The organism is Alloscardovia theropitheci (assembly GCF_004332295.1).
GTDB lineage: Bacteria > Actinomycetota > Actinomycetes > Actinomycetales > Bifidobacteriaceae > Alloscardovia > Alloscardovia theropitheci.
In genome coordinates this window covers 69,288-89,338 of the sequence record NZ_RXLP01000004.1, presented here as the reverse complement: position 1 = coordinate 89,338, position 20,051 = coordinate 69,288, and the positions used below count along the sequence as shown (strand labels likewise).

The window sequence follows — 20,051 nt, the reverse complement described above, 5'->3', positions numbered from 1 at the left end:
TAATATGATGTACTATGACTATTCAAATTGCACCAAGTATTTTATCTGCGGATTTCGTTAATCTTGAACGCGAGCTCAAAGCCATCTCGACGGCTGATTTAGTTCATGTAGATGTTATGGACCATCATTTCGTTCCAAACTTGACTTTAGGGGAGCCAATCGTCAAGCGAATTTGTGAAGTAAGTCCTATTCCAGTAGACGCGCACTTAATGATTGAAGATCCTGACCGTTGGGCTCCTGAATTTGCAAAGGCCGGCGCTGACTCTGTTACATTCCACATGGGAGCAGCTCATGCACCTGTGCGCTTAGCACGCCAGCTCCATGATATGGGTACTCGTGCATGCTTTGCTGTACGTCCAGCTGAGCCAGTTGAACCAATTTTTGATATCTTGGACGAATTCTACATGATTCTCATCATGACGGTAGAGCCTGGATTTGGAGGACAGAAGTTCCTTGATAACCAGATGAATAAGGTTCGTCGTCTTCGCGATGAAATTACTCGTCGTGGTTTGAAAACTAAGATTCAAGTTGATGGGGGAGTAAGCCCATCAACTGCAGCTATTGTAGCTGCAGCAGGTGCTGACGTATTGGTAGCTGGTTCTGCTGTTTATGGAGCTGACGATCCAGCACAAGCAATTGCATCCATTCGTCAAGAAGCTGAGAAGGCTTTCAGAGCATAGTTTTTTCAATTCCCATGTATGGATAGTGCTTATGAATATGCATAAGTAGTGTTCATATATGGGAATTTATTATTGAGTTACGGACACATTTATAAGATACAAGAGCAACTTTTAAATAAAATTGGCTAATCTGACGACATATTCTTGTCTAATGTATCCATTTGTAGAGGTTGAACGTACAATAGAGTGTAATGGACGAACAAATTACTGAGGAAGATGAATTAACGCTTAAACTCAAGCCGAGTAACAAGATTATTACTTGGCCAAATTTTGTGAGCTTAATACGGCTTCTTACGATTCCAGTTATCGCATTACTTATTGATAAAGGACACCTATTTGCTGGTCTTGTAGTTCTTGCGATATCAGCACTTTCTGATGCTCTCGATGGTTATTTAGCTCGTACGCTTAATCAAATAACAAAGCTTGGGCAAATTCTTGATCCACTAGCTGACAGACTTTTAATAGTTTTTTCAATTTTAGCTCTTGGATTTGCGAATATTATTCCATGGTGGTTTATTATCGTTGTCGCTTCTCGTGAAGCTGTTCTTGCGGTTCTCGTTTTTATCCTTGCTCAGTATGATTATGGTCCTTTACCTGTTCATTTTGTAGGGAAAACTGCTACTGCAATGATTATGTGTGATGTACCGATTCTCATGATTTCTAGGATGGGCACGTCGCCACTATTTCAAGTAATTGGGCATATTGGCATTGCTATGGCAGTGTGGGGCATTGCGCTGTATTGGGTAGCTGGACTAATTTATATTCGTCAAGGAGTCCGTCTTATTCGGCACGAGATTAAGAATCAACATTCAGCTCTTTCTCAGGGAGATAAAGCGACGAACTCTGTACAAGCAGCCCAGCTAGAAAACAGGCGAGGGACTGACAAATGACAGAAGAATCCTCACATACTTCAACTGCTCCGCATATTATTCCTCCGGCATCGGAAGAATCGCCTACACGTGTGCGTTCCGCATTTTCGTCAGGGGCTACTAAGCTTGGACGCCACCGTATTGATTCGCCTCATCGTTCTGTTACAGATGACAAGCAGAGAGAAAGTTCGAAGCGATATCGTACTCGTAGTTCCTCTCAGCTTCTTGAAGACCTCATGCAGCATCCTTTGGATCCGATGTTCGAAGATGCCACATTGACAGCTCATACGATTACTCCTGTACGACGCTATATAACGCAGTTTTTCTCATTTCTGATTTGTGTAGCTGTAGGAATAGCAGGGACTCAAGTAGTGCGAAACCTACAAGGAGATTCTCGAGAAAAAGTACGTACGGAGCTTGCATCGCAAGTTACAAGTGCTACGCAAGATGCACAGCGTTTGGAAAATAGTGTTAGGCAACAGCGTTCAGAACTATCGCGGCTTACACGGCAATCGCAAAGTGAAGCGGAAACTGTTGAGAAATTGCAAAATACAAATATCACTACAGCACAAAGTGCTGTAGTCGGAGACGGATTAGTAGTGACATTGACGGATTCAGTCTCCGCGAATGATTCTTCGCCCCAAGGACGAGTAACTGATGGTCAAAATAACACCAAAGTTACGGATAATCAATTGCAATATATCATTTCACTGTTATGGGCTGGCGGTGCTGAAGCCATAAGCGTTAACGATTTACGCTTGGGGCCACAAACATCTGTTCGAGCAGCAGGAGATACTATTCTTATAGGAGTTACGGGGATTCAAAGCCCTTATACTATACAAGCTATAGGAGATGCAAGCCAGATGGAATCTGCCAGCCGAGCACGAGGACGTACGGAACAAATGCTGCGTTCTGCAGGCATAGGTATTACTTTTGCACATAGAGGTGGACTTCAGTTGCCGGCTGCGAGTACATTAGTAAATGATTATGCACGAAAGGAAAAAGAATAATGGCAGCAGTTCTAGGCATTATTGTTGGTGTCGTTATCGGGCTTTTTGTGCATACTGATATCCCAGTATGGCTACAACCGTATCTTCCTATTATGGTAGTTGCAGCGCTTGATGCACTTCTCGGAGCAGCGCGTGCATTCTTTGAACGAAACTTTTCTGATCGTGTTTTCGTCATTTCCTTCTTATCGAATGTCGTCATTGCAGTTTTACTCGTGTATATTGGCACTTTACTTGGCGTAAGCTCGCAACTTACCACAGCAGTAATCGTGGTTTTGGGAATTCGTATTTTCTCGAATGTTTCTGCTATCCGTCGTTTTATTTTTAGTTCTTAAGAGGAAACGATGGTTAGAAAAAAGCTACAACGTATACGAAAAGAATCTGAATCTTCAATTAAGAACAGTAAAGTTACGTCTGAAGAAGTAGCAATTAAGCATACCGTTGCAGATGATACTCAGACAGGTATTTTCCCACAAATTACCCCTGAACGTATTAGTCAAAGAGCAGATCGTGCGATTCATACGTGGAGCGATTTTGTTCAGACTTTGCGACATAGCAGGCATACAAAGAGTTTTATAAGCTCAATAGTTCTGGTTATTCTTGGAGCGTTACTGGGGTATGGATTCATGGCTCAACAGCGTATTACAGACACTTCGTATGCAGCACTAAGTGAATCTGAATTAGTAACCCTCCTTGATGAAACAAATAATCAAATTTCCCGATTGGAAACGCAACGCTCACAGCTGAATCAGCAGCTATCGTCTATCCAGACTGCAGCTGATAAGCAACAGGAAATCGAACGCGTAGCTCAAGAAAATCGGGATGCGAACGATATTATAAGCGGGCGTGTGCCTGCATATGGTCAGGGTGTAGAGATAACAATTTCACAGGGCTCGAAGCGCGATATTTCAGCAGCAATTCTGTTTACACTAATTGAAGAGTTGCGCAATGCAGGTGCTGAGGTCATACAAATTGGCGATGTCCGTGTTATTACATCAACGTATGTCATTGATACATCTTCAGGATTAATGAGTGACGGAAAATATCTCGAATCTCCATATCTTATTAAGGCTATTGGCGATAAATCTAATCTTCAAAATGCTGTAGACATCAGTGGAGGAGTGGGGTCATCATTGCGCGTTAATTATGGAGCTCGCGTGAGCGTGAGACAAAGTAATGATGTGGAAATTACTGCAGTAGCAAACACCTTTGAATATAAGTACACACAGACAGTAGAATAAAAGTATGGAAATTTCAATACCAACCGCAGGAGAGACAACAATTATTGGTATGCCAGCCGTTACCGTTCCTATTACGGCAACTGGTGAGAGGCCACTTACTCAGGAAGATATCGATACAATAGCACATATTGGTGATCAAGCAGCTTTGCTTATTGCCACACGTGGTGCAAATGGTGCTCGATATCTCCTTGACGCTGACTTAATAACTGCTGGACGAGATTCAAAGAGTGATATTTTGCTCGACGATAATACTGTTTCTCGTGAACATACGATTTTTAAACGTGTTGACGGTATTTTCCATGTTGTTGATGCTGGTAGCCTTAATGGCACTTATGTAAACCGAGAACGTGTTGATGACGTAGTTCTTAAGAGCGGAGATGAAATAATAATCGGCCGGTTCCGCTTTGTTTTCTTTACTAAGTCAGCTATTTCTGCATAATTGCGCCACGCTATACTGATGTAAAATGTGCTAGTGACAAAATCGACACAATTCACCTCCTAAAATAACTAATAGATTAAGTCAGAAGGTGAGAGAATGTCTGGAGATATGGAACGTCCGCAGCTGAGCCTGCATGTTCGTTTAGCGGATCGTAGCGATTTAGGTAGCGATAATGCTATTCAAGGAGAGCTTTTCGAATTTGACTCCGACTATAGCGAAGTAGGATATAGGGGAGTTGTAGCATCGAAAGTAGCTGGAATAACCTATCGTCAGCTCGATTACTGGGCACGCAAGCATATAGTAGAGCCGAGTATTACTCCATCTTCAGGTTCTGGTTCACGTCGTCTATATTCTTTTAAAGACATCGTTATTTTAGCTGTCGCTAAAAAGCTTTTGGATACAGGCGTGAATTTGAATAATGTCACTGTAGCTTTAAGCTTCTTGTTGCAGCGTAGCACACGCTCATTGGAAGATATTATTATCCTTTCCGACGGTATTAATATTTATGAATGTACAAGCGAACGTGAGATGCTTGATTTAATGAAAAATGGTTGCGCTGTTTATGGTCTTTCTGTCGGCGTGATTTGGCATAAAATTTCTGAAGCGCTGAAAAACGAAGAATCTTCTGAGAGCAATTCTGAGAAATCGCAAATTCAATCGACTGTATACAATATTGATGAACTTGCAGAGCGTCGTATGAAGAGAAAGCTGGAATTGCAAAGACGAGCAATGAATCAAGCTCAGATAATTTAGTATCTATAAAGTAGAGTATGAGTTTGTAAATAATAAAATATCCGGTGTATATGAAGATCATACACCGGATATTTTTATACTACATCAAATCTGACATAACGTACATTATCGGCTAACTGTATATTATCGAATAATATGACGTCTAATCCATTTTTGCGAATACATCGTTCACTGTATCAAGTAAATCATCAACTGTTTGCGCAATAGCATCACAGTTATGCTCTTCAAATTCACCTGGAGCTGCATAACCCCAACCGGCACCGATTGCAGGAATATTATTGTCGTGAGCACCGTCAATATCAGTCCAACGATCGCCAACCATAACAGCTCGGTCTCCAGCTGATTCATCGTAATTGAGCTTCTCAAATGCATAAGCGATGACTTCAGACTTGTGCAGACGGCTTGTATCAGATCCTTCAGAAGCTCCGTAAATGCCAGTAACTAAATATTCCATATCAATATGCTGACACAATCTGATAGCTTCTGTCTGAGGCTTAGCCGTAGCCACGGCAAGTACATATCCTGCCTCACGTAACTTTTGAAGCTGTCCTAGATAGCCAAAATACATACGACTAAGGTACAATCCCGGGATAAGCTGTCCAGGACTTTGTGGGTCATCAAAATAAGGCTTTGTGTACGATTCACGGAAGAAATCAACTGCATCCTGTGCATTATCTTCAAAACCGTGGGTACTAAATGAATCAAGTAAAGGTGGCCCGATAAAGGTTTGAAGTTCATCGGCAGATGGTAATTCTTTTCCAAAATGCTCAAAAGTAAGCTTAACCGATGCTAAAATACCTGGATCTGACTCTACAGTTGTTCCATCTAAATCAAGTAAAACAATACGACGATTACTCATAATCTGGGAACCATCCTTCACGCTTCATCTGTAGACGCTTGTCCAGCAATTGCTTAAGTTCTTCTTCTGAACGACGTTCAAGAAGCATATCCCAGTGAGTACGAGTTGGCTTTGTAATTTCATCAGCCTCTTCATTCTCACCATTTTCAATTTTTGCGGTTCGTCCGCAACGACATTCCCATTCTGCTGGAGGATCAACCTCAGCTGATAAAGGCAAAATTGTTTTATGTCCGAGAGGGCAAATATATGCCACTTCAGTGCGCTCTGCGAACTCAACGTTATCGTCAGATTCGAGAGACTTGGCACCGATACTCATACCACGAAGGCTGCGTTCTGCCATGACCTTTTTCTCCTTGTTTTCTTTTACTATCTACCGTACAAAACACAGCAGACGGAAGTATTATTCCTGTTCTTTATACTATTCAGTTATAAGCATTAATCTAACGGATTAAGCGCCACAATTCCGTGGTTTACCAGGTCACTTGCTTGAAGGACGATATCTTTAAGTTGTGTGTTACCGCGTAATTGTGCGATATTTGCAATCTGACGAAGGACGTCAGTTTCGCGTTTACAAGCACGTACAAAATCACCAGCTGTTAAATCACTCGAGCGTAGAATTTCAGTAAGCGGTTTATCAGTAACCCAATTAAACATTATCTCTACTAAACCATAATCGATAGTTGATGGTGTATCCAGATCGAATGATTCGAAAATAAGATGTATACGTATATCATGAGATTTGATAGAACTAATAGCGTTTGCTATCGTTCCTTTAGCTCCTCCCGGAAGATGAGCCGGCTCGCTTGGCGAATCATGTCGAGATTCATAGATAAACGCAGACATCACTGCGGCACATTCCTCAGCAGTAAGGTTATCGAAGATGCCATCCATTATGCACTGAGCAAGGAGAATATCATTCTCACTATAAATGTGTCGTAACACCTCACCCTTCTCAGTGAGGACAAGTTCTGTACGCTTCTCCCCCTGCGCTTTGTGCTGATTGCTATATGCAGAGGCATCGTATTGGTAAGGTTTAGAAGTAAGATAACCAGTATACGCAAAATCATCATCTCTGGTTATATAGCCCATATGCTCTAAAACGTCACATATGCGATCAAAATGGCGTGAAACAGACTGTGTACGTGAAGCAAAACGATTTTCTAGACGCTCTAATTCCCTCGTTTGCCGTGCCCATCGATGTCCCCATCGTATATGTTCAGCAAAATCAGGGCACGCCTTACAAGGATGATTATGTTCCTTTGAGCGCAAGGCTGATAGACGTTTATCAAGTTCTGCGAATGCTTTTTTACGAGCTTTATCAGAAGTAAAAACTCGTGTTTTGAGGACTCGTCTATCCCGCTTTTCAATATCAGAAATTTTCATACGAATGCGCATGAATTCAGCAAAATTTCCACGACTACAATGCATTGCACGCTCATAGTCAGAAACTATACGATGAGTATCTTCAATCATTCCATATAAACTGTCTGCAGAAGCATTAGCTTCCCATTGAGCAAACGATTTATCAAGGGTGGCATGTGTTTCCTCAAGAGTGTGAGTATGGAGAAGATTTACCGCCGTATTAAATGACGGAGCAAAGCTTGAATGTAAAGGATAGACACGTTTCGAAGCCAAATTAGCCATGGCAGACGGTTCAAAACCGTTATGATCTACAACTAGTGCATGACCAATCGTGTCTATTCCGCGTCTGCCAGCACGTCCTGTAAGCTGGGTAAATTCTCCAGGAGTTAGAGAGACATGTCCTACCCCATTATATTTTTCAAGCTTTTCCACAATTACCGTGCGCGCAGGCATATTAATGCCTAAAGCAAGCGTCTCGGTAGCGAAAACGACTTTTATAAGCCCTTTCTCAAACAATGCCTCAACGATATGCCTAAAGAGTGTAATCATTCCGGCATGATGAGAGGCAAAACCAAGCTCAAGAGACGCTAAAAATTGCGGAAAATGTAAGGCCTTCATCTCGTCTGGCGTGAGCTGGCCATCAATCATTTCATTTACAATATGACGAATTTGGCGAACTTCATCTTCAGTTGTAAGTTCCAAACCAGCTTGGAGACATTGCGAAACTGCTTTATCACATCCATTTCGGGAAAAGATAAAGTAAATACCTGGAAGCATATCGAGAAAATCGAGTTCGTCGATTACCGCCCAGCGCTTAGGCGTATTGTGCCTTATCGGACCGATATTTTGTCGAGAGACACGCTTGCGGCCTTTCTTAGTGTATCCGAAAGGCTTTCCCTCTAGTTTTTTTGATTTGCTACGTGCTATCTGATCCAGATTATTAAGAGCCTGAATAAGCGAAGGATTAATTTTCTCAGAGTTCGGCGAACGATATAAATCAAAAATCTCAGGTTCTTTGCGTGGACTCTCCTGAATCATCACATGCTGAAGAAGCTCGACAGGACGTTTCTCCGTCATAACAAGTGTGGTGTCTCCGCGTACAGAACGAATCCATGCACTGAAATCTTCAACATTTGAAACTGTTGCTGATAATCCAATAATCTTTACAGTTTGTGGAAGATGGATGATAACTTCTTCCCACACCTGTCCACGCATGCGATCAGCAAGATAATGAACTTCATCTAAAATGACGTATCGTAATGCATCGAGTGTAGTTGAACGCTCATAAAGCATGTTACGTAAAACTTCTGTCGTCATTACGATAATGTCTGCATCAGGGGTGATAGACATGTCCCCGGTGAGAAGACCTACCCTATCATTACCGTAAAGATCAACTAGCTCGTGATACTTTTGGTTGCTTAAAGCCTTTATAGGAGTAGTATAGAATGCTTTAACATTCTCATACTGCGCCAGATAAATAGCAAAATCAGCAATAACTGTTTTACCAGCTCCGGTTGGAGCAGCGACGAGAATATTATGCCCGTTACTCAGTGCTGAACAGGCATCTCTTTGGAAGTCATCCATCTCGAAAGGTAAAGATTCAGAAAAAATGCCTACAATGCTCTTTTCTTGAGCTCGTCGCTTACGAAAAGCGGCATATCTTTGAGATGGGCTAAGATTCTCTTCAAAAGTCATATAATGTAATTACAGTTCGCTTTAAGCTTCTTGTGCGCGGTTATCGCTGTTTTGAGCGGTAGATTCTATAGATTGTGCGATATCTTCAAGATCATTGTGGGAATAATCATTCCAACGCTCACGTATGCGAGCGTATCGGATATCGCGCTTCTTATGACGTTCTTCTACCCTTTGCCGAGTACGTGTATATCTATCTGCGACGTCGCTAAGAGGACGGGTGAAGTATGGTGAAGCATCTTCGGGCTCTATGCTAGAGTCCTTGTCTTCCATACGAGAAAGAATATCGCTAATTTCAGAGCCTGTTTTCCCTGCTTTTGTGAGGGCATCAAGTCCATGACGGATAACATAATATACGCCAAAACTGAAATTAGCGAACAAAAAAATCCACAGAAGAATCCATACCCAGACTGGTACCATGCGTTAATTCTCCGTATTCAAACTAAGCTCATGCTCCGCACGTGCAACGCACATGGACTGCAAAGTAGCAGGACCTACAGCAGTGATATGACGTGCATGGGCAATACAGAAAGCAACAAACCATGAGTCAGAAGAAACAGTCAAATGAATCTTCTGGCCGTTCTCATAATCTTCTACCTTCGCATCTTGAAGACCGAAGATAAATGGGAGGTTCTTTTCATCAGTTACGAATACGGCAGGTGTACCGTTTTCAAAATTCCACTCACGAAGTTCTGCCAATGGCACATCCGGGATGTCTATAGCATGACTTGGTTCTACGCTTTCAACACGGCCAATGCGCGCAAGGCGTAATGTCTGCCATTGAGCAGATTTCTCATTACGAAGTGGCGTATGACGTGGTACATCAGCATCATACGCACGATCACTCGGATACTTTCGATCCTCGTCAGTTACCCCAGTCCATACGGCTGCGTAATACACGCCTTCATCAACGTAAATTCGTGCAGGTGCAACGAGCTTATGGCGAGTGCGTCCAGCTCCGTCAGTGTAGTCCATATCAAGCAAATTACCACGTGAAATGGCATCATTAACAACTTGATAACTTGCTGGTTCTAACTCATATCCGGTAAGACTTAGCCAAGGGGCGTCGCTTGGAGCGGTTGTTTCTTCAAGTAATCGATCATACAAATCATCGGCACTCTTGCGATATTCATCTGACATTAATGGAGAATGCGCAAGATAACTAATTGATGCCGTCAGCAGACTTAGATACTGTGGCGAAACACCAGCGAGTCGTTCAAGACCTAAGGAATTTGTTGCGGATACAATTCCTTCAGCTTCAAGCAAAGACCAATCAATATCGAAGAACTGACTTCCAGCCAGCTCGCCGTCATCTGAAACAGTTGTCAACGTACCAATATCCTTGCGGATAGTTTGTACGTTCTTCTTTTCCTCTTCAGGGGTCTTTGGAACAGCTATAAACCTTTCCGCCAATTCACTTAAAAGATATTCTTCTCCCAAGTGTGCAGACAGGAAGAGCATCAAACGTAAACGACGGTCAACCTCAGATCCAGTTTGGAAAGTTGATGTTTTGCGATCAGACTTTGAATCCGAATCCTCGTCAGAAGCCTGCGAATCTAACTGCTTTTGTAACTGATCCACTGGTATCAATGCGCTCTTCTTGGATGGTTTGACATCCGCTTCTTTGAATGCCACTGCAGAGTTCAATCGTCGCACGAAAGCATCTACGGCTTCTTGAGGGCTAACAATCGTAGCTCCGGGATGTTCTAGAACGTATGATGCCAAATCGTCTGAATCAGTATACGCTACATTAATGCTTTCGCCATCAACCATAACTGTAGCCGTAAAACGTCGCGAATCAACGACACGAATGAGATTCTCAGGAATTGATTGAGTTCCAATACCTGGAGCAATGGAATCAAGACCAAGACCAGGCGTTGGCGTTTGAGCTACATGCGGTTGAGTACGTGATGTCTTATGCGCACGCTTATCGTCGCTTTTCTTGTCTGTAGGCTTAGCTGACATGGCCAACGAGCGTGCTAAATAATTAGCTGCTGCCAGAATTGGTAACTCTTCAGCTTCAAAATGCATACGGGTGCGTGGTTCATCCCCTAATTGCAACCGGTATGATGCAAAATCCTGTCCTTCAGATTTTGATGAATACTCTGGTTGCCTCGATTCAATTGCAATTCCCATTGCTGTTAACTTTGCACGATCTCTTTGGAATTGCTTTGCGAAAGCTGCTTTTGCAGCCTGATCCGCAAGCTCTCCATATGAATCTGCGTATGCTTTAACTCGCTGTGCAATTTGACGAGATGTTAACCATTGTGGGAATGCAGATGAAAGCACTGCTAATACATCTAACTCGTGCTTTCCCCACTTATCAGAAAAACGTCGCCTTCCGTGAGAAGATCCTTCAGCCATCAGTCCTCGCGTTTAGTATAAATTCTCAATAACACATTCATTATAGAGTACTTTTCGCAAAAATGCACTTTGTGTGGACGTTTCACCGTACTGTGAAATTCTGCGTGTCGTTTTTAGTACAGAGAAATATGTCTTTTAAGTGTATGAACGCTACGGGTATATAAGACGAGGGGCTAAACAATTACATGCTTAGCCCCATCATTAGGAAACGTGATCATCCTCTATTTCTTGAAGAATTACTTACGCTTTTTCTTCTCTCGAACGTTAATCGAAATCTGAATTGGCGTACCTTCGAAACCAAATTCATCACGTAAAGAATGCTCGATAAAGCGTCGATAACTATGATCCAAGAATCCGGTCGTAAAAATAACGAAACGTGGCGGACGACTTGATGCTTGAGTAGCGAACAAGATTCTAGGCTGCTTTCCTCCACGAAGTGGATGTGGATGAGCTGCTTGAAGCTGGCCAAGGAAGGAATTTAAGCGACCAGTGGAAATACGCTTTTCCCAGTTCTCTAATGCAGTATCCATTGCTAACTTCAAACGGTTCGTATGCCACCCGGTAAGCGCCGATAAGTTAATACGCTGCGCCCAAGTAACGCGATTGAACTCAGTAGCCCACAAACGCTCAATACGTTGACGACCAAAATCATCGAGCAAATCCCACTTATTGAACACGAGGACAACAGCTCGACCAGCATCAACTGCTTGGCTCATGACCTTTAAGTCTTGATCAGAAATTGGCTGTGATACGTCGAAAAGAACCAAAGCGAGTTCAGAACGTTCGATAGCCGCCTGAGTACGTAAACTCGAATAGTAATCAGCGCCGGATTGCTTATGAAGGCGACGCTTAATACCAGCAGTATCTATGAAGAGCCAGTCTTCCCCACCGACATTTACAACTTCATCCACAGGATCTCTTGTAGTTCCCGCTATATCGCTGACAACCGCACGATTCTCACCGGATAGCTGATTGAGCAATGATGATTTACCTACATTTGGACGTCCAACTAATGCCACTCGGCGAAGATGAGTTGGTGTAAGTAGTCCTGAAGTCTTTTCTGCTTGCGCTAATTTCTTCAAAGCAACGTCCAGCAAATCACCAACACCGCGACCATGCATAGCAGATATAGCGTACGGCTCACCTAATCCGAGATTCCAGAATTCAGCAGCTTGGTACTCAAGCATCTGAGTATCAAGCTTATTTACTGCGACGACTACAGGTTTACCAGCAGCGCGAAGCATAGAAACGATTCTTTCATCACTCGCTGTTAAACCAACAATTCCATCAACAACGAGCAAAACCGCGTCAGCGAGTTGAACAGCAATTTGAGCCTGTGAAGCAATAGCTGAATCAATGCCCTCTACATCGGCCTCCCAACCACCTGTATCGACCAGCTGGAAACGAGTACCTGACCATTCAGCCTCATATGTGACACGATCGCGGGTAACACCAGGAGTGTCTTCTACAATCGCAGCACGACGTCCCAATATACGATTTACTAATGTTGATTTACCAACGTTTGGACGGCCAACTACAGCAAGAACTCCTACTGTATTATCTATGGCGTCATCGTTATCGTGTTCCTCAAGCTCGTCACCGGTAAGGTAGGCTTCATCTCCCTCTTCCAACTCGTACTCGTTGAGGTTATCAACATATGTGCCGAAGAGCTGCTCATCAATAGCATTGTCAACCATATCGATGAGTACTTGGAGAGTTTGTTCGAAGCTCATATCGGAATTGTCGACAGTTGTTACGCCGTCACCAGCTTCGAGGAATGATGTTACTTGTGAGTCTTTTGCATCACGAGCAGCTACATCATCTCCGGAAATAGCTGACGTTGCAGATAGCGTATCAGACGAGGTTACGGTCTTCTCGCTATTCTGCTTATTTCTGCGTTGCTGACGAACATCTTCTCGGGCTGTTAGCAATACACGAACTTCAGCATCAGGAGCAACGACAGATGTGATATCACGTCCTTCAACGACTATTCCTGCCCCATTAGAAAATCCTTGAGGATTTTCTTCGCCAGCAATATACGCTCTTTGCGCAGCAATAAGCAGATTACGGATAGGAATAATTGATGATACTGCAGAAACATGCTGAGCTACTTCATCAGAACGTATTACTTCGCTCAAATCCTTGCCATCACAGAAAACTCCTGGATGGGACGGATCAAGAGAAATATCAAAATGATCGTCAGTAAAGAATTGAGCAACGAGCTCAGTTAACCGATGCTCTGTCTGACTATCGGTATCAGTCATATCAAGAGCTTCACCGTGGTCCATGCACCACCATGCACATGCACGATACATGGCCCCTGTATCAAGATAAGCATAGCCAAAATGTTGAGCTAGCGCTCGAGAAGTGCTTGACTTTCCTACACCAGATGGTCCATCAATTGCAACGGTAATCATAGCCCCACCGCCTTAGACAAAGAATCAACTTCAGCTTTAGAAAGGATACGATACGAGCCGGGTTTTACTTCGCCAAGCTTGATTGGGCCAATCTGTGTACGCACGAGTCTTACTACTGGGAAACCAAGTGCGCCGAAAATACGACGTACAATTCGGTTCCTACCCGAGTGCAAAACTACGCGTAGCATAGAAAATTCACGTGACTGATCTAAGACAGTGCATTGATCAAGCTTAATCCAACCATCGTCAAGTTGAACACCTGTAGTGACAAGACGACGAGCTACATTTCCACCAATGTGTCCTTCAACCGTGACGATATATGTCTTTGCAACCTCGTACTTCGGATGCATAACATGCTGAGCGAGCTCTCCATCGTCCGTCATAAGGATAAGACCTTCGGAATCATAATCGAGTCTTCCCATGTGGAATACTCTTTCATACCCGTCCCCGATGATATCTCGAAGAGTCCAGCGACCTTTTTTATCGTCCATTGCTGATAGCACTCTTTTTGGCTTATTTAACGCCATAGTGATGTGCTTATTCGTTAAACGTATACGTGAACCGTCGACGCGAATTTCCTGTTTTTGAGGATCAACACGTGTACCTAATTCAGTAATTAATTCGCCATCTACTTCAACTCTTCCATCAGTAATCATTGTTTCGCATTTACGACGAGAACCAAAGCCTGCTTGAGCAAGTACCTTTTGTAAGCGAATTCCGGAATTTGTTTCTTCATGCGCTTTCTTAGCGCGGGAATATGGATGTGGCATCGTTCTCCCAACGTGGCCTATATATTGAATATGAACATATTCATTATAGGTGTAGCCCTTGATAGAATAACTAAGTTCACTAAAAGCGAGGTATTATGACAGATAACTTAGTGTATACATCTCAGTCTCCTAAGGCTTCTCATATGTTGAGCCCAAATCGACTGGTGCGAGTTGCAGCAGAATTTGCTGGTACAGCTTTCATCACTTTTGCGATTTATGCTTTGAGTACTTGGGGAACGATTATCAATTCAAATTCAATCCTTCTAGTTGTAGGTGTAGGAACTGCTCTTGCTTATGGTGTGGCTTCTCTTACTTTTGGAAGAGCTTCGGGCGGCCACTTCAACCCAGCCATTTCCTTTGCAGGCATTCTTACTGGCGTCACTAACTGGCTTGATGGCATCTTGTACATTGTTGTTCAAATTTTGGGTGCTCTTGCTGGTGCAGGCGTTTGGTACCTTCTCACACCTACATCACAACAAATCCAGATGAGCACATGGCTCACATTAGGAGTAAATGGATTCGATTCAAATAATCCAGCTTCTGCTCTTCTTGGTCAAAATACTGGTTTGACATTTGGAATTCGTGCAGCAGTAGCTGTTGAGATTATATTCACCATAATTGTGGTTGCTGCATTCTTTGCAACCGTACGTTCTAATGGCTCTGCTCACAAGAATCATAGTATCGCTATTGCAGGTGCCTATGGTATCGGTGCAATGGCAAGCTTCCTTCTTGATGGAGCCGGTATGAACCCTGCTCGTTCAACTGGTATTGCCATCATCGGGCATTTTGGTTCTATGAAAGTTGACCCACTCACTCAGCTTTGGGTATTTTGGGTCGCGCCTTTTGTAGCTGCTGCTCTTGTGGCATTTGGTTTCATTATTCGCGACTCAGTTCAAGCTCAGCGTGCTGAGACAGAGGCTGCAGTAGCTGCATTGCGTTTAGAGCAAGAAGCTGCTGCTCTTGAAGAGGATGATGATATCGATTCCGAATCGGTAGATGAAAATGACGATATTGATGAACAAGAATTACCTGAAGTAATTATTGAAACTGATACCATCAATGAATCTAGTACAGATAAAGATAGTCAATCAAAAGAATAGATAGATTTGAACTAGAGCTAAGAGTTGGGCCTCACCAGTTAAAAGCTACTGGTGAGGCCCAACTTTTTTATGTGTTGTAACGTATTTCAGATGAGAATAATACTGATATACGTTACTACTAAGCCTATTGCTAACCCGAAGCTAATAATTGAATCAAATATAACAGAACGTACTTTCCATGGGGATTTATCTCGTAAAATTACTCGAGCTATTCCCATGACCAACGCATAAGCTGCAATAAGATACGTCGCAATGTCAACAAAACCGAACCAAGCTAGAACTGAACAAACTATGAGTATAACTACAGTTGTCAAACTTGGCCAAATAGGTTGTATATGATGTGGCTGTGATTTTGGCATTACTGTCCGATCTGATTCCAAAATAACTGTGATAGTACTTGATACATCATCCGATGCGCTCTCCTAGTGAGTGGATTATGATTAATCAAATTGTAGGGCGCATCGGATAATGATTATTCTTGTTTAGTGGAAGAAGTGACGAGTGCCTGTGACATACATTGTTATGCCAGCTTCTTTTGCAGCTTCAAATACTTCGTTATCTCGGATTGATCCGCCTGGGTGAACGGTAGCCTTTACTCCTGCATCTGTGAGAATCTTCATACCATCAGCAAATGGGAAGAATGCGTCGGAAGCAGCAACAGCATTTTGTGTGCGATTTTCACCATTGGCTAAGGTATTTGCACGTTCTACAGCAAGATGTGATGAATCAACTCGATTGACTTGCCCCATGCCAATACCGACAGTTGCGCCATCATGAGCGATAAGAATAGCGTTTGATTTTACGCTTCGAACCGCTTTCCATGCGAATTGAAGATCCTTGAAAGTCTCTTCATCAGCAGGCTTCCCGGCTACGAGCGTCCAGTTATCTGGATTATCTCCTTCAGATTGGAAAACATCCATGTCCTGCACAAGAATCCCTCCATCAATTTGGCGGAACTGTTCATGTGATGCTGGTGGTACAGGAACTTTAAGAATTCGAAGGTTTTTCTTTGTCTGTAATAGTTCAAGTGCATCGTCATCGTAGTCTGGCGCGACGATAACCTCGGTAAAAATAGGTTTAACCGACTGTGCCATTTCGAGTGTTACTGTAGCATTCGCAGCAATAACTCCACCGTATGCACTCATAGGATCACATGCATGAGCTTTCTTATGTGCTTGTGCAACAGTATCCCCAATAGCTAAACCACATGGATTAGAATGCTTTACAACGGCTACCGCTATCTCATTCTTGAAATCCCATACACTACGCCACGCAGAGTCTGCATCGACATAGTTGTTGTAGCTCATAGGCTTGCCGCCGAGTTGCTCAACATGTGCAAAATCGCCAGAGGACAATGGGTCTACGAACAAGGTTGCATTTTGATGAGAATTCTCTCCGTAACGCAACACGGCAGCTTTGTCCCAAGTGCGAGTATACGTAGCAGAGGCATCGTCACTATTTAGGCTCTCAGGCTTCGTCCAATGATGTGAAGCCCACTCAATAATTGTTGCATCATACGATGCTGTATGAGCAAATGCTTTTGCTGCTAAATAACGTCGTTCAGGAAGAGTGAAACCTTCGCCGTTGACGATACGCTCTGCAAGCACCGAATAATCCTGAGGATCTGTGATAACTGCAACTGTTGCGGCATTTTTAGCGGCACCTCGGACCATTGACGGGCCACCGATGTCGATTTTTTCGATAATGTCAGGTTCGGAGGCTCCAGCTCTTACGGTATCTGCGAATGGATAGAGATTAACGACTACAGCATCGAAAGGTGCAATCCCAAGCTTGTCGAGTTGTGCAACATGATCAGGATTAGTCATATCGGCTAAAATCCCCGCATGAATATGTGGATCAAGCGTTTTTACACGACCTTCTAGACACTCAGGAAATCCAGTTACTTGCTCGGCTGTAGTGACGTTTACACCAAGATTCTCAAGGAATTTTGCAGTGGATCCAGTAGAAACGACAGTCGTTCCAGCTTGTTTAAAGGCGGCAGCAAGAACTTCGAGGCCTTCCTTGTGGAAGACGGATACAAGCGCACGCTTGATTGGACGTGAGGTGGTTTCACTCATGGTTTTCCTCCGGTTTTGTGGTGGATTGATCGGATAAAACTGTTTCTTCGCTGTCAACAGAAACGGTTGTTCTGTCGTGATGCGTTGTGGAAATATCAGTTTCTTCTAGGTCATTTTCAGGATTAGTGTCTAATTCATCATCTAATTCATTGTTTAATTCGACCCGATGAATGAAATATGATCGCAAATACGAAATAGAAAATTGAGCCAATCCTACAACTATTATTATTAGCCATGCAGCGAGCAATCCCCATTGGACAGGTCTGCCGAAATTATTGAGGCTAGAAGAGACTGTTAAACCAAGGTGAGAGAGATTTTTGGAGCCAAGGGAACCTGATGAAAGAGTTATGGCGAAAGCAGAAACGATTATAGTGACGATTACACTGATAATAAATGAACCGATTGGATAGATATATGCTAAAACACCTTGTACTGAATGTTCAGGTTTAAGCAGTCCATATTCATTCTTCCGCACGAGACAATACAGACCGATACAAGCAACTATGATGATAGGGACAACAAGAGTTACTGTTCTAGCTATTGAGGACGTAATTGGTTCAGGGAAAAGGCCAAATACCGGTATCGGAGGAAGATTGTTCGATTGTCCAATCCATAAGTTGAAGGTTCCAAGTGTTCCAATATTAAGCGTGGCTCCGAGTGTCCAAGCTAATGCCCAGATTAGAAGATTTGGAAGCCATGCCAGGGTTAAAATCGAACTCATTATTTGAGCACCAATGCCCATATGAGTCATGGCGAATACGGCTTGCATCGATGCAAAACCACGGACAATCCAGACCACAGCAGTTATTAAGGCAATACCGCAATAAGTAAGAATAAGCCTACGTGAAGTACGCAATCCAAGAGAAATATTTTTTTGAATGCTTGCTGACCAATACGTAGTTATTTTCTTACGAATTGCTTGATACACAATGGAGTCTCGGGTACACGATAATACGAAAGCAACTGCAAAGACTATAAGAGGATGAACAATTATCTCTACTATTGACGACGTGATAAAGTCACGAATAACGTACGAAATACCGGCTACAAGGGATACCCATACGACTGCTGTAGCCACATATCCCAAGAGCTGAGTTCGTCTACGTATCATGAGTAATCTAAGAATAATTACACTATAAACAGTCAATCCAAGTGGAATAATGGAAATGGCTAGTGCATCTGTCTGTATCGAAATCCCCTGAGAAAGCACTATGAGAACAGCAGTAAAACTGTAATTCACAGTACTTAAATCTACTCCGGTCTCCATCGAGGCTACAAGTATGAACAAGGAAACGAACAGGAGCAACGACAGGGCATAAAGTCCCATAGCGAAAATGGCTGTGAGTATCCCACGTAAGAAATCACGACCACGATTTATGAGCACAATCCGCTGACTCGCAGAAGAAGACTTGGAAGCGTTTTCCTCTCCGGGGGTAATTGAAGCTGATGAAATCGAACGTCCTCGTGCCATATATCTATAATGTCTCCATAATTTCGCGCATGAGTTGAGCCGTTTCACTAGGATTTCGACCAACTTTTATGCCGCATTTCTCAAGTGCTTCCTTTTTACCCTGTGCAGTACCGCTACCACCTGAGACAATAGCTCCAGCATGTCCCATTTGTTTTCCTTCGGGAGCGCTATAACCAGCGATATAAGCGACAACAGGCTTCGTCATATGATCCTTTGCCCACAAAGCAAGTTCCTGTTCCGCGCTACCACCGATTTCACCAATAATGACACAGGCTTTAACACGTGGGTCATCATTGAGTATTTCAAGTGCTTCTTGCTGTGTAGTACCTACGATTGGGTCTCCGCCTACGCCGATAGCTGCTGCGAAGCCATAATCTGATAATTCTGACATCAACTGGTAGGTTAATGTGCCGGATTTAGAAACAAGACCAAGAGAACCATAACCTACAATATCGTCAGGAATAATACCAAGGTTAACACCGCGTATTCCACTATTTTGCTCATCATGTGAGGTGTATGTGCATAATCCTGGACAGTTAGGTCCGACAATTCGGATACCTTGCTTTTGAGCTAAGGCTACGCAATATGCAGTGTCAGCGACTGGAATTCCTTCTGTTATTACTACAATCAGCGGAATTCGTGCCTCAATTGCTTCGACCATTGCAGACTTTGCAAAGCGTGGAGGAACAAAAATAACACTTGCCTGAGCATTTGTTGCTTCTTTGGCTTGAGAACACGTTGCGTAGATAGGAACTTCTCGAGACTTTGTACCTAATCCATCTGCGTCTGGAATGTCATCAAAAGTGAGTGTCTGTCCGCCTTTTCGTGGATTTACCCCACCTACGATATTTGTACCTGCTTTAAGCATGCGTGCGGTATGAGTCATTCCTTGATGGCCTGTCATACCTTGTACAATTACTGGAGCATTCGGGTTGATAAAACTCATACA

The 20,051-nt window shown here is 43.1% G+C and carries 19 protein-coding genes; 8 read left to right on the top strand and 11 right to left on the bottom strand.

Going from position 1 to position 20,051, the window contains the following annotated elements; translation table 11 throughout:
• Window positions 1-14 precede the first annotated feature (14 nt).
• The 7 genes from rpe to EJ419_RS01465 all read left to right on the top strand — a co-directional run bounded on the left by rpe (window position 15) and on the right by EJ419_RS01465 (window position 4,989).
• On the top strand, window positions 15-680 hold the full coding sequence (gene rpe, locus EJ419_RS01495; RefSeq protein ID WP_131283149.1) for a ribulose-phosphate 3-epimerase: 666 nt from the start codon (window positions 15-17) through the stop codon (window positions 678-680).
• Between the two features lie 191 nt (window positions 681-871).
• Complete coding sequence (locus EJ419_RS01490) at window positions 872-1,570, top strand: CDP-alcohol phosphatidyltransferase family protein (RefSeq protein WP_131283148.1); 699 nt, start codon at window positions 872-874, stop codon at window positions 1,568-1,570.
• Window positions 1,567-2,559 carry a DUF881 domain-containing protein gene (locus EJ419_RS01485; RefSeq protein WP_131283147.1) on the top strand — a complete coding sequence of 331 codons (993 nt, stop codon included), beginning with the start codon at window positions 1,567-1,569 and terminating at the stop codon, window positions 2,557-2,559. The genes EJ419_RS01490 and EJ419_RS01485 overlap by 4 nt, the downstream gene beginning before the upstream one ends.
• Window positions 2,559-2,891 carry a small basic family protein gene (locus EJ419_RS01480; RefSeq protein ID WP_131283146.1) on the top strand — a complete coding sequence of 111 codons (333 nt, stop codon included), beginning with the start codon at window positions 2,559-2,561 and terminating at the stop codon, window positions 2,889-2,891. The genes EJ419_RS01485 and EJ419_RS01480 overlap by 1 nt, the downstream gene beginning before the upstream one ends.
• Window positions 2,892-2,900: 9 nt before the next feature.
• A complete protein-coding gene (locus EJ419_RS01475; protein WP_131283145.1) occupies window positions 2,901-3,797 on the top strand; it encodes a DUF881 domain-containing protein in 897 nt (298 codons plus the stop codon).
• Between the two features lie 4 nt (window positions 3,798-3,801).
• Window positions 3,802-4,236 carry an FHA domain-containing protein gene (locus tag EJ419_RS01470; RefSeq protein WP_131283144.1) on the top strand — a complete coding sequence of 145 codons (435 nt, stop codon included), beginning with the start codon at window positions 3,802-3,804 and terminating at the stop codon, window positions 4,234-4,236.
• Between the two features lie 108 nt (window positions 4,237-4,344).
• The gene (locus EJ419_RS01465; RefSeq protein ID WP_131283229.1) at window positions 4,345-4,989 is read left to right on the top strand and encodes a MerR family transcriptional regulator; all 645 of its coding nucleotides are present in this window, start codon (window positions 4,345-4,347) and stop codon (window positions 4,987-4,989) included.
• Window positions 4,990-5,131: 142 nt separating this feature from the next.
• On the opposite strand, the gene EJ419_RS01460 is transcribed toward EJ419_RS01465, so the two are convergent.
• From EJ419_RS01460 to EJ419_RS01430, 7 genes are all read right to left on the bottom strand, one after another.
• On the bottom strand, window positions 5,132-5,869 hold the full coding sequence (locus EJ419_RS01460; RefSeq protein WP_131283143.1) for an HAD hydrolase-like protein: 738 nt from the start codon (window positions 5,867-5,869) through the stop codon (window positions 5,132-5,134).
• Window positions 5,841-6,188, bottom strand: coding sequence for an RNA polymerase-binding protein RbpA (locus EJ419_RS01455; RefSeq protein WP_131283142.1), 348 nt, complete (start codon window positions 6,186-6,188; stop codon window positions 5,841-5,843). The genes EJ419_RS01460 and EJ419_RS01455 overlap by 29 nt, the downstream gene beginning before the upstream one ends.
• A gap of 95 nt (window positions 6,189-6,283) precedes the next feature.
• On the bottom strand, window positions 6,284-8,905 hold the full coding sequence (locus tag EJ419_RS01450) for a DEAD/DEAH box helicase (RefSeq protein WP_131283141.1): 2,622 nt from the start codon (window positions 8,903-8,905) through the stop codon (window positions 6,284-6,286).
• Window positions 8,906-8,926: 21 nt separating this feature from the next.
• Complete coding sequence (locus tag EJ419_RS01445; RefSeq protein ID WP_131283140.1) at window positions 8,927-9,322, bottom strand: hypothetical protein; 396 nt, start codon at window positions 9,320-9,322, stop codon at window positions 8,927-8,929.
• Between the two features lie 3 nt (window positions 9,323-9,325).
• Window positions 9,326-11,266 (bottom strand): helix-turn-helix transcriptional regulator, encoded by a 1,941-nt coding sequence (locus EJ419_RS01440; protein WP_131283139.1) that lies wholly within the window; start codon window positions 11,264-11,266, stop codon window positions 9,326-9,328.
• A 236-nt stretch (window positions 11,267-11,502) separates the two neighbouring features.
• Window positions 11,503-13,683 carry a bifunctional cytidylate kinase/GTPase Der gene (der, locus tag EJ419_RS01435; RefSeq protein ID WP_131283138.1) on the bottom strand — a complete coding sequence of 727 codons (2,181 nt, stop codon included), beginning with the start codon at window positions 13,681-13,683 and terminating at the stop codon, window positions 11,503-11,505.
• Window positions 13,680-14,453 carry a pseudouridine synthase gene (locus tag EJ419_RS01430; RefSeq protein ID WP_131283137.1) on the bottom strand — a complete coding sequence of 258 codons (774 nt, stop codon included), beginning with the start codon at window positions 14,451-14,453 and terminating at the stop codon, window positions 13,680-13,682. The genes der and EJ419_RS01430 overlap by 4 nt, the downstream gene beginning before the upstream one ends.
• 95 nt (window positions 14,454-14,548) lie before the next feature.
• On the opposite strand from EJ419_RS01430, the gene EJ419_RS01425 reads away from it, so the two are divergent.
• Window positions 14,549-15,553, top strand: a complete 1,005-nt coding sequence (locus EJ419_RS01425) for an MIP/aquaporin family protein (protein ID WP_131283136.1) — start codon at window positions 14,549-14,551, stop codon at window positions 15,551-15,553.
• Window positions 15,554-15,639: 86 nt separating this feature from the next.
• Here EJ419_RS01425 and EJ419_RS01420 read toward each other — a convergent pair whose 3' ends face one another.
• The 4 genes from EJ419_RS01420 to sucD all read right to left on the bottom strand — a co-directional run bounded on the left by EJ419_RS01420 (window position 15,640) and on the right by sucD (window position 20,048).
• On the bottom strand, window positions 15,640-15,912 hold the full coding sequence (locus EJ419_RS01420) for a DUF3017 domain-containing protein (RefSeq protein WP_131283135.1): 273 nt from the start codon (window positions 15,910-15,912) through the stop codon (window positions 15,640-15,642).
• A gap of 123 nt (window positions 15,913-16,035) precedes the next feature.
• Window positions 16,036-17,631, bottom strand: a complete 1,596-nt coding sequence (gene purH / locus EJ419_RS01415; protein WP_131283134.1) for a bifunctional phosphoribosylaminoimidazolecarboxamide formyltransferase/IMP cyclohydrolase — start codon at window positions 17,629-17,631, stop codon at window positions 16,036-16,038.
• A complete protein-coding gene (locus tag EJ419_RS01410; RefSeq protein WP_131283133.1) occupies window positions 17,624-19,102 on the bottom strand; it encodes a cell division protein PerM in 1,479 nt (492 codons plus the stop codon). Before EJ419_RS01410 ends, purH begins: the two co-directional genes overlap by 8 nt.
• Window positions 19,103-19,106: 4 nt before the next feature.
• Complete coding sequence (gene sucD / locus EJ419_RS01405) at window positions 19,107-20,048, bottom strand: succinate--CoA ligase subunit alpha (RefSeq protein WP_131283132.1); 942 nt, start codon at window positions 20,046-20,048, stop codon at window positions 19,107-19,109.
• Window positions 20,049-20,051 lie beyond the last annotated feature (3 nt).